Raw genomic sequence first — 9,265 nt, 5'->3', positions numbered from 1 at the left:
GGCTCGGGCGTTGCCGCCGCCTCGCCAAGGATTGGGAAAAATCCATCGAAAGCTCAACAGCATGGGCGCAAATCGCTTCAATCCGAATGCTCACAAGGCGCATCGCAAGGTATTGGATCTACGAATGAACTTTTGAATCGGGCTCTTAGCAAATTTCGGCAAACCCCAAATCTTGACAATTGAAAGAAATTTGACGGGATACGAAGAATTCTATTTTTCAAAGCCATATGATTTCATGACCATGCACTCAAACAAGAAAATATGGGTTGATGGCCGGCTCGAAAAGCTTGGAAAGGCATGGATTGAATGGAGTGGCCGAAAAGAAATGAAAGCCATCGATTTCAATCCAAACGGCACTCCATCCGACACATATAACATGTACCAGCCATCGCCGATCAAAGCAGTTGCTGGTGCTTGTAACCTATACATCGATCATATTTATAATGTTATTGCTTCTGGCAACAAAAAGCATGGCGATTATATCTTAGATTTCATGGCTGATGCTGTGCAGAATCCCGGAAAACGTCCGGGCGTAGCTTTAGTCTTTCGTGGCGTACAAGGCGCCGGAAAAGGAATTTTCGTAAAATATTTCAGCAAGTTATTTGAGCCGCATTATGCACATGTAACGAGTTCCGATCAAATTTTTGGTCGATTCAATTCCTTGGCGATGAACAAACTGCTGATCTATTTCGATGAAGCGTCATGGGGTGGTGACAAGGAAAAAGAAGGCCGACTTAAGGCGCTAGTCACGGAAGATACGATCGTCATTGAGCAGAAAAATCGCGAGCCGATCATTCAGAAAAATTTCGCTCGTCTGATTTTCTCGTCCAACAACAAATGGGTGATTGCTGCCGGCGATCAGGAACGCCGTTTTTGCGTTTTGGATGTCTCTGACAAACAGGCTCGAAACAGTACATATTTCGCAGCCATCGCCGATCAAATGGAAAATGGCGGATTAGAAGCGTTGATGTATCTCTTAAAGAATCGGGATATTTCTAATGTGGACATCAGGGATTTCCCAAAAACCAGCGCCTTGGATGAACAAAAGCGCCGCAACTATGATGCTATTCAAGGATGGTGGAGCGATTGCCTATTTCGAGGATGTGTTCTGCCAACGGAACTTGATCCGGCCGGATTTTTTGCGAAATGGGAAAGCCCCGTACCTATTGAAAAATGTTACCAGTCATTGGGAATTTCCGCCAAGCAAAGACAGGTTAAGAACCATCTTTCGGAAACCGAATTCGGAATCGAATTGAAGAGACTGATGCCGTCCCTGAATTACAAGAGAATTACTGTGCAAAATGAATACGATGGCAACGACTTGAGACCCCGAAAGAGAGCCTATGTTTTTCCCTCACTGCAAGAGTGCCGAGAGCATTTTGACAATCTGATGGGTACGCAGACGGATTGGCCTGTAGTTGATTGATGTTTGCTTCCCGGCAAAGCCGGGAAGTGCTTCGCAGTGTCGTTGATGTCATATGTGTCATACCTTTTTTCTAAATTTAGATTTTAAAAAAGAAAACAAAAAAGAAGTAGAAAAAATTATCGTGCATGTATGACGTCGAAGACGCTCCAAATCTTATTGGCAGGAAAGCAAGGCGTATTCAGTGGCTTGATACAGTGTCGCCATCGCTGTCTAAGCTTAGATAAGAAATATAATTTTACGAAATGGGATTCAACTTCAGATTACGCTGCCAATCGTGTTGTATATACTGGAAAATATTCGAGTTTCGAGCATTTTTATGTAAAATAATTTGACTTTTATCTTGGAATAGGCTAAATTCAAAAAATGTCGGAAGAGCTACGTTATTTGCTCCCCTCGTGACACAATCAACCCAAAATTTGGATTTCAATATCTGATGCGCGCTAATATATTTGGCGTCGTTTGGGTGCAAATTGCGATACTAGATTCCATCGAAGAACAACTTAAATTTTTGTGCGGCGAAAATGAAGATCGCCGCCGATAACAATATATCGGCCGAGATTTATATATCGCCTCGGCGGGTAAATGCTATCATAGATCGGATTTTAAAATTTTTTATATTAAGGAGAAATGTGAAATATAGAGACGTATTACTCAATAGTTCCATTCCTGTCAAAAAGGACGGATGCGAACCTCACCTAAAGCAGACCAAAGGCCCCGCCGACATTCGGTTGTCAAGCGAACCGATGTACATGCCGATCGTCGATGCTATCAGCCAAAAGCAATCGATCAAAATCCGATATGGGGATGACGACAAGCCAAGGCATTTTGATCCGTATGTGTTCTACCAACACAAGGGGACCGGCAATTACCTGATCCATGGGCTGCAAACCCTTGATCCCAATAAGCCGGATTTTCAGCCAAAACCGCGTACTTTCAAACTCGCCGAAATTCAATCGGTGGAAATGTCCGATCGGCATTTCGAGCCGGAAACCAATTTTGATGCCGACCAAATGAAAGAGGTCGAGGGCATCATCGCAATTATTGCAACGAAAACATCAATTTAGAAGGAAAAATATTATGGAAAACACCTCGAATAACACTGTCAATTCCGCTGAATTCGCAAGCGCCAAGCGCGAGCCTTTTATGCACGCCGACAATCAGAATGAGATCACATCGAAGCTTACCGACCTACCTGTGCGCGAAGAAAATCAAATAGCCGCGAAGGTTTTCGCGGCCACCTCTGCCAGAAAGGTAATCTCCATCCTTCTCGAAGGAGAGAGCGATTATATAACCGTCCACCCATATTTAATTTATGGTCTATTTCCAGACGAGTTGTTCCTGCTTTGCTATGGAGTCGATGAAACCGGTAGGGTATCGCAAGACAGCGGTTATCGTGATTTCGACCTATATGCGATCAACGAAATGGTGGAAACCGGCGAAGAGTTCGAATGCCGGGATGATTTCGATGTAGAGAATCGCGATTTGCATCCCGACTGCGACCCAGATTTCCACGAAATTGTTGCCGCTTGCCAGCCCAATTGGATCAATTCGGAAGATATTTGCTATTTCCATGAAGATGGAATGCCAATTTGCGAGCTGCGACCACGCAAGATCGATGAAATGGCTGATGCGGAAAGCCGCCTGCGCGACATTGTTTGGTATAATCGCTGCTACCTTCGCAACAAATATGCAATCGAAGATGGTTCAATGAAAATCATCAACTCCAAGCAAGCATCTTGGGCGTACGGTCAAACAGAAGTTATGGTCGACACCATCTGGCAGGGAGCGTGCAGGTCGGCGGCACGGATCGAAGCCGAAATTCCGATGGACGAATTGCTCATCGAAGACGAATTCGAATGGGGAATGATCAACGGGAAGCTTTCTGCTTTGCGGTGGGCGCTCGGTTGGGAATGGGATTTCTTGGACACCTAAGCCGGGATTATCGACCATTCGACGCCAGCTTGCCAGCTGCCTGTCGGCCTAACTACTCAAAATTTTCATTGGAGAAGGCGCAGCGCGGCATGCGCCTTTCTCCGAATTTGCGAAATAATTATTTGAAGCATTAAGGAATAAAATGACAAACCAAGACGAACTCAAAACGGAAAATATCCGGATCATTAGAGAGGCAATGGACCGCAAACGTATTATCCAGTTTTCATATTACGGAACGCGCATTACGCATCGCTTCGCGCCGCATGAAATCAAATCTTCTTCTGCCGGGCTATATGTCGCTGGAACGTATTACGACGACAGCGCCAAACGCTCACCGCGAAACTACACAATCGCGAAGATGTCGGACATTCGAATAACGTCTCAAACTTTCCAGCCACCAAAAACCTTCAATCCGCGAAAATCCGACCGCAACAAGCAGGTGGTCGCACGGGTGAAGACGGCGGACGAGAAGGAAATGGAGAAATTGTCGATCTTCGATTTCATGCCGCTCACCCGGCAATCGCGGTAGTGGGTGAGAATGCCGGTTCGCCGGCGATATTTACCCTGGCTCTGGCGGCGGCATCGCGGGCCATCGGATGCGAGTGTTCCTCACCTAATGCAGCAATTGGCAGAAGGAGCGGTGAAGGGCGACTAGCGATCTCCCGGCACACGGCTTCGGCCACATACATATCCTCGTTGGTGACCAGCGTAGTGAGGAAATCTAAGTCTGACAGGTCAAGCGAGGGAATAAGGATGGGCAAGATGATGTCTTTGTCCGGCTCAGAGCTTAAGGAAGATATCAGTTCCCTCAACGTCGCTTGATCGGCTGCGATCCATGCATGGTCCGGATGTTGGTCGTAGACATATCCTCCAATCTCAAAGGCGCGTTGAACCGCCTTTATGAAGCTGTCGACACTATCGAAGACAATGCGACTTTCCCCATCGTGCGCAAGATGTAGCACCGCGCCGCCAAAGGGAGCGCGGCAAAGAACAACGTGGTGATCGCTCGTGCCGGGGTCATCAATGATTACGCCTTCAAGATCGCGCACAACGGGATGGAAGGCTCGGAACTCTTCAGTCCGATTGAGTGAATCTGCTATTGTGAGTAGACCGAGACCATCCCGCATGAGCCGTTGTTTATCGACAAACCGGAAATGGTCCTGAAGTTGCTCGGCAATGCCGACRTCGCCAGTTAACGCGATCAATCTAGGGTTCATTCCATTTAGACCCTTATCTTGTCGTCAGACTCGGTCAGTAGCTTGCTGTGATCAACGACTAAAATTCTCGCGTATATTCGCCGTGAGACTCCATAAAGTATCCCTTAGAGACCAGCCATTTATTAATATTCTCGCCATCAGAATAGAAAATTGCCGCTTTTTCGTCGCCCTTTACGCAAATCTGAAGAGGCTTATTGCCAATTTTCATTGCAAGCGCGGCTTTAACTTCTTTAAACCACTGAAGGAAAGACTGTACCGATTGTGACGGGACCCCGAGATCTTTGAAGGCAAGCACGGTATTGTATCTCAATTCGAACCCGAGATCGACGTCCACGCGTACGGCTTTCGGAAAGAACTCGATTGCAGTCGCGGGATAGAGCCTTCCAAGGCAATCGGATTTATCCTCGGCTGCATTGACGGCAGTTACGCACAAATAGCCGAAGGCGGCGATGGAAAAGATTGTGGTCACATGTTTCATGCTTCGGAAATACTGCAGAATTCAGGCGAATTGCGGGCGATCGATGTCGCGGGTTTAGTCGTCACGGAAAAGACACGAATATTTCCTTGGTTCAACCATGCAGATGTTTAAAATTAAAATTGCGCTTACGGTCTTGGGTTCGCTGGTTCTCGCCATCCCGGCGACAGCCCAAAGCAAAATTCCGTGTTTCGGGCGAGAGTATCCGGCCAAGGTGATCACCGTTTTCGCCAGATCGGCACGGCTGGACGTGGATTTGGGATTTGGCCTTAGCTATCAAGGCATTGTGGAATTGGACGGCACAAAAGAACCCAACAAGCCCGTTGCCGAATGGTATGGCAAGGCAAGCGAAGCGCTTAGTCAGAAAATCTATGGCAAGCTCCTGACTATTTGCGTTGTGAACGGTGAAGGGAAAGAGGCGTACTTTTACGTTGATGGCAATGAAATAAACAGAGGGATGATCAAGGAAGGCTTCCTTGACGCTATGCCGACTCCGCCGTTCGGCGTGAGAACGGATTTTTGATTGCTGTCTCGTTTGCACATAGGTTTTGGTGAAAGCCGGAAACGGTTTCATGGCATCCGCATCGGTTCCGTTTTGCGCCAAAAGTTCTTTCCATGCTTTGCCTTCAGCACGCGAACGGCGCGCACTGCTTGTCTGTTGCTTTCGGAATCTTCAATAATTGCCGATGCGCCACAACTAACGTCGCCAAATTCAAACACGCGTTGACCGTCCGGTTCAATCTGGTCATGGACGGCAACAATGATCTTCGCCGGTCCGTTCCATTTGGCCGGGACTTTGAAATTCGGCCACATCGCGTACGCTGTGATATTTTTAGCTGAAACGGGTTTCCCATCGAGATTTGCGGTGATTGCCAGTTCAAACCTTGCAACTTCATGGTTCGGAAATTTTGGTATTGGATAAGCAATCTTGTCATATTGGGTGACGGTTGCTTCGAAAGCTTCGCCATCGCCCAAACCGCGCAAGTCAGGTGGAAGTCCAAGGGAACACGGAAACGCCATTGTTGTTTGGGCGGCAATCACTACCGCAAGGATTGACGCTTTCATCATCTTCGTTTCGCCGGTGAAATTATCATAGTATGGGAACATTCTTCATGTAGAAGTGATTAAGAAAAATACCATTTGGCTCTTCGTTCGCGAAGTCGTCGAGTTGCATGGCTGAATAGCAAGAAATTTTTTCAATATAAATCGAACATCGATTTATCCGAGTGAGATTGCCGTTCTGAATTATACGAAAAACGATTGAAACGCCAAGCAAGCCTTCTAAAAGGTTTCCTTTTGAACAACTTTCAGCAATGTTTTGGAATGCGTTAAACACGCTAGTTTTTGAAAGATTCTCTTTCGGGATATCGACGCCAACTAATAGGAAACAACCGGGTTCATCCGGATAGCCACTTTCACGAATGGCTGTGTAGATCGAAAAAGGGAATTGTGCGTTTTTGGAACCGTCCCTTAATCGGGCGCATATATCGTCATTGTCCATGTCAGGTTCTCTGATCGGCACCATTCACGGCCTGTAGAATGCGCTAATTCTCTTGGATCGCATATCCTTCATGGATGACGTGAGCGTTGCGTTGATAAATTTTGGGCAACCGGTTGATATCGACATTTTGCACGCCGCGAGAAAAGATGTCGTATCTTTCCCATTCAGTCAGTCCATCCATACTTAGAATTTCGTCAATCCCGCCAGGAAGTTCCTCTTGCATGATCAGCAAGCTGTCTGGCCCGTCTATTTCATAGAAAATATTCGTGCGAAGCTTATATGCAATCATCTTATAGATAAATGTWCTACCTTCCCAATTATTTTCGTCATAGGGCGCTTCGATAAGGGCCATCATTTGGGGGAGAATGTCCTGGCCGATCTGTTTCGAAAGATAATGACAGCATTCGACCAAGACCGAATGCACGATCCTTACATTTTCAACGCCGCGGGTATCCGAGATTTCCAACACAAGTTCGCGAAGCTTTTCGGTTATGTCGATTGTCATAGAGCCGCCGATTGAAGTGGTTGTATTTGATGATTGCGCTTTGAAAATTGGGCATCAAGCGATCCCATCGCTATCGAAAGGAAGTAGGTTTTCATGTGTCCCTTCACAGAGCTTACTCTTCACACAAGGTAATTGCCTTCTTTAGGCCGAAATCGATTGGAGCAAGCACATGCCTATCAGCGCAAGATCAATATTCGCTTTCGCCTTCATGTGCCTCACCATTTGCACGGCACACGCTTCAGACGATCAAAAAATGCAATTTTTTTCTCGCTATGCTGACCTTCTGAACGAAACGTGTAGAGACGGGTATGTCTTACATAGCAATGAAGCCCACGAAAAGAAGTCGTTCTGTATTGGCTTTCTATATGCCGTCATGTTGCGGTTGGAATTGGATAAAGAGGCATGTTTCGGTGCTGATATCGGACCAATGATCGAAGCCGCATCAAGAATTCTGATGTCTGCAAAGCCACGCGACGATGCATGGGTTGTTTTACGCAATGGATTTCGAAAGCAATTTCCGTGCAAGTCTTAATCGGTAGGTTGTAAGCATTCGCCCTAAATATACACGTCTAACGAAAATTTTTTTACCTGCATTATTGAAGGATAAGACGCGACAAATCGAGGCGATAGCTTCTTTGTACTTGTCAAAGCACTGATGTAGTGTAGTCTAATGTCCGCCAAAATTCAGGGAGTGGATCAATGACAAAGATTATCACGAACGGAGATAAGGGTGGGTTATTACAGGGAACGCCCGGTGACGACATCATAAATGGTGCCGGTGGCAATGACATCATAGGCGGGTTTCCCGGCGATGATACAATCAACGGCGGCACCGGAAACGATCATATTAACGGTGGCATTGGCCACGACGTGTTGACCGGCGGCGCGGGTTCCGACGTGTTTGTTTTCAAAGCCTTCACGCCTGCAGACAGCGACGAAATAACCGACTTTACTGTTGCCACCAAGGCGCACCGGCACGGCGACTTCATAGGTATCGACGGCTACTACTTGACCGCATTCAGCAGTGGTCAATTCTCGCCAGACGAATTCACGACACACTCACACGCGCAAGATTCCAATGACTACCTGATTTATACCCACCACAAACTGTTTTATGACGCCGATGGCAGTGGCGACGGGGAACAGGTTTTGCTGGCCACTTTCGACGGCAAGCCAAATATCACCGCGCACTCGATCCATGTCTTCGTAGAAATGTAGGCGAAATCTCGTTGTCACAGAATCGGTGCGATATGGCATGCGTTGAAGTACGTCGCCAGAAAATTGGCTTGCAGTTCAGGAGTCAGGTTAGTTGGCCTGACTTCCTTCACTCGGTGTTAAACTGGCTTGGCCAGCCGCGAAAGCGTTGACCGGCTACATCCGGTCGCATCAATAATCTTATTCCACGACATGCCGCTTGCAAGCATCTGCCGAATCCCGGCATTCCGTGCTTTGTCTTCGGGCCTTCCTTTATAGCGACCATCGGCTTTGGCTTTGACTATTCCTTGCGATTGCCGCCGACGCCGATCGTCATAATCCTTCCGCGCGATGGCCGCTAAAAGATCAAGCATCATGCCGTTGATCGCATCGAAAATTCGGCTTTGGATGTCATCGGAATTTCCCGTTGCCATCATCCAAGACGTTGGAAGGTCCAAGGCGACAACCTTTATTTTCTTCGCCTGAAGCTCGCTCTTGAGCTTTTGCCAGTCATCGGCATTCAGTCGAGAAAGCCTGTCAATTTGCTCGACAAGCAAAATGTCGCCGGGTGTGCTGTCGTTCAGGAGTCGGAATAATTCAGGACGCTTCAGAGAAGCGCCACTTTCGTTCTCGGTATAGGTTGCGGCGATTTTCAAATTCCGCTCAGCCGCAAACTGGAAAAGATCGTCCTTGGCGCGGTTGGCATCTTGATCTTTGGTCGAAGCGCGAAGATATGCACGGACGAATGTCATTTTGGAACCGCCTAGTTCGTTTTATGTGGTTCGCTTATAAACGGTTCGCTTTAAGTAGTCAAATCGGATTTATCGAACCGGCTTTTTCGCGGTTCGCAAAAGGCATACCCAAATCCAGGGCAATCGGGTGAGTTAATTTTTGCGGATGATGGTCTCGAGGTATTTGTCATCCCAGTTTGCGGTTTTGCGCTTGAGGTTGATGGAATCCTTTCCGGGGGCGAGCCTGAGCAGGTTTGCGGTTATGTGTCTCATGATGGCGAAGA

Annotated in this window: 13 protein-coding genes and 1 pseudogene; 8 read left to right on the top strand and 6 right to left on the bottom strand. The window is 47.2% G+C overall.

The window, feature by feature from the left end:
* The 5 genes and pseudogenes from AC1DYF_RS39405 to AC1DYF_RS39385 form a co-directional block, all read left to right on the top strand.
* A pseudogene (locus AC1DYF_RS39405) lies at positions 1 to 128 on the top strand (IS5/IS1182 family transposase); the annotation flags it as partial.
* 62 nt (positions 129 to 190) lie between these two features.
* Positions 191 to 1,426 carry a DUF5906 domain-containing protein gene (locus tag AC1DYF_RS39400; RefSeq protein WP_477884271.1) on the top strand — a complete coding sequence of 412 codons (1,236 nt, stop codon included), beginning with the start codon at positions 191 to 193 and terminating at the stop codon, positions 1,424 to 1,426.
* A 749-nt stretch (positions 1,427 to 2,175) separates the two neighbouring features.
* The gene (locus tag AC1DYF_RS39395; RefSeq protein WP_477884269.1) at positions 2,176 to 2,490 is read left to right on the top strand and encodes a WYL domain-containing protein; all 315 of its coding nucleotides are present in this window, start codon (positions 2,176 to 2,178) and stop codon (positions 2,488 to 2,490) included.
* 13 nt (positions 2,491 to 2,503) lie between these two features.
* Positions 2,504 to 3,358: a hypothetical protein gene (locus tag AC1DYF_RS39390; RefSeq protein WP_477884267.1), complete on the top strand. Its 855-nt coding sequence runs from the start codon at positions 2,504 to 2,506 to the stop codon at positions 3,356 to 3,358.
* 142 nt (positions 3,359 to 3,500) lie between these two features.
* A complete protein-coding gene (locus AC1DYF_RS39385) occupies positions 3,501 to 3,887 on the top strand; it encodes a WYL domain-containing protein (RefSeq protein WP_477884265.1) in 387 nt (128 codons plus the stop codon).
* Here the strand turns inward: AC1DYF_RS39385 and AC1DYF_RS39380 are convergent.
* Positions 3,868 to 4,575 carry a hypothetical protein gene (locus tag AC1DYF_RS39380; RefSeq protein WP_477884263.1) on the bottom strand — a complete coding sequence of 236 codons (708 nt, stop codon included), beginning with the start codon at positions 4,573 to 4,575 and terminating at the stop codon, positions 3,868 to 3,870. The two genes, AC1DYF_RS39385 and AC1DYF_RS39380, sit on opposite strands and share 20 nt — an antisense overlap.
* Before the next feature lie 58 nt (positions 4,576 to 4,633).
* Positions 4,634 to 5,053 carry a hypothetical protein gene (locus AC1DYF_RS39375; RefSeq protein WP_477884261.1) on the bottom strand — a complete coding sequence of 140 codons (420 nt, stop codon included), beginning with the start codon at positions 5,051 to 5,053 and terminating at the stop codon, positions 4,634 to 4,636.
* A 97-nt stretch (positions 5,054 to 5,150) separates the two neighbouring features.
* On the opposite strand from AC1DYF_RS39375, the gene AC1DYF_RS39370 reads away from it, so the two are divergent.
* Positions 5,151 to 5,573, top strand: coding sequence for a hypothetical protein (locus AC1DYF_RS39370; RefSeq protein ID WP_477884259.1), 423 nt, complete (start codon positions 5,151 to 5,153; stop codon positions 5,571 to 5,573).
* 47 nt (positions 5,574 to 5,620) lie between these two features.
* Here the strand turns inward: AC1DYF_RS39370 and AC1DYF_RS39365 are convergent, their stop codons facing one another.
* Genes AC1DYF_RS39365 through AC1DYF_RS39355 form a run of 3 tightly spaced genes read right to left on the bottom strand, consistent with a single transcriptional unit; the run spans position 5,621 to position 7,056 of the window.
* A complete protein-coding gene (locus tag AC1DYF_RS39365; protein ID WP_477884257.1) occupies positions 5,621 to 6,118 on the bottom strand; it encodes a hypothetical protein in 498 nt (165 codons plus the stop codon).
* 22 nt (positions 6,119 to 6,140) lie between these two features.
* The gene (locus AC1DYF_RS39360; protein ID WP_477884256.1) at positions 6,141 to 6,551 is read right to left on the bottom strand and encodes a hypothetical protein; all 411 of its coding nucleotides are present in this window, start codon (positions 6,549 to 6,551) and stop codon (positions 6,141 to 6,143) included.
* 43 nt (positions 6,552 to 6,594) lie between these two features.
* Positions 6,595 to 7,056 carry a hypothetical protein gene (locus AC1DYF_RS39355; protein ID WP_477884254.1) on the bottom strand — a complete coding sequence of 154 codons (462 nt, stop codon included), beginning with the start codon at positions 7,054 to 7,056 and terminating at the stop codon, positions 6,595 to 6,597.
* Between the two features lie 169 nt (positions 7,057 to 7,225).
* Here AC1DYF_RS39355 and AC1DYF_RS39350 point away from each other — a divergent pair, with 169 nt between their 5' ends.
* Together AC1DYF_RS39350 and AC1DYF_RS39345 are read left to right on the top strand one after the other, a co-directional pair.
* Entirely contained in the window at positions 7,226 to 7,588 is a 363-nt protein-coding gene (locus tag AC1DYF_RS39350; RefSeq protein ID WP_477884252.1) for a hypothetical protein, read from the top strand.
* Positions 7,589 to 7,755: 167 nt separating this feature from the next.
* Positions 7,756 to 8,274, top strand: coding sequence for a calcium-binding protein (locus AC1DYF_RS39345; protein ID WP_477884250.1), 519 nt, complete (start codon positions 7,756 to 7,758; stop codon positions 8,272 to 8,274).
* Positions 8,275 to 8,390: 116 nt separating this feature from the next.
* Here AC1DYF_RS39345 and AC1DYF_RS39340 read toward each other — a convergent pair whose 3' ends face one another.
* Positions 8,391 to 9,002, bottom strand: a complete 612-nt coding sequence (locus AC1DYF_RS39340) for a recombinase family protein (RefSeq protein ID WP_477884248.1) — start codon at positions 9,000 to 9,002, stop codon at positions 8,391 to 8,393.
* Positions 9,003 to 9,265 lie beyond the last annotated feature (263 nt).

It is taken from the genome of Rhizobium sp. P2_G9 (assembly GCF_056403475.1).
This window is presented reverse-complemented; position numbering and strand designations above follow the sequence as displayed.

Excerpts from the sequence above, each read along its gene's own strand:
- AC1DYF_RS39365 (WP_477884257.1), bottom strand. The coding sequence starts at position 6,118 with ATGATGAAAGCGTCAATCCTTGCGGTAGTGATTGCCGCCCAAACAACA.
- AC1DYF_RS39360 (WP_477884256.1), bottom strand. The coding sequence starts at position 6,551 with ATGGACAATGACGATATATGCGCCCGATTAAGGGACGGTTCCAAAAAC.
- AC1DYF_RS39340 (WP_477884248.1), bottom strand. The coding sequence starts at position 9,002 with ATGACATTCGTCCGTGCATATCTTCGCGCTTCGACCAAAGATCAAGAT.
- AC1DYF_RS39345 (WP_477884250.1), top strand. The coding sequence starts at position 7,756 with ATGACAAAGATTATCACGAACGGAGATAAGGGTGGGTTATTACAGGGA.
- AC1DYF_RS39350 (WP_477884252.1), top strand. The coding sequence starts at position 7,226 with ATGCCTATCAGCGCAAGATCAATATTCGCTTTCGCCTTCATGTGCCTC.
- AC1DYF_RS39390 (WP_477884267.1), top strand. The coding sequence starts at position 2,504 with ATGGAAAACACCTCGAATAACACTGTCAATTCCGCTGAATTCGCAAGC.
- AC1DYF_RS39385 (WP_477884265.1), top strand. The coding sequence starts at position 3,501 with ATGACAAACCAAGACGAACTCAAAACGGAAAATATCCGGATCATTAGA.
- AC1DYF_RS39370 (WP_477884259.1), top strand. The coding sequence starts at position 5,151 with ATGCAGATGTTTAAAATTAAAATTGCGCTTACGGTCTTGGGTTCGCTG.
- AC1DYF_RS39375 (WP_477884261.1), bottom strand. The coding sequence starts at position 5,053 with ATGAAACATGTGACCACAATCTTTTCCATCGCCGCCTTCGGCTATTTG.
- AC1DYF_RS39395 (WP_477884269.1), top strand. The coding sequence starts at position 2,176 with ATGCCGATCGTCGATGCTATCAGCCAAAAGCAATCGATCAAAATCCGA.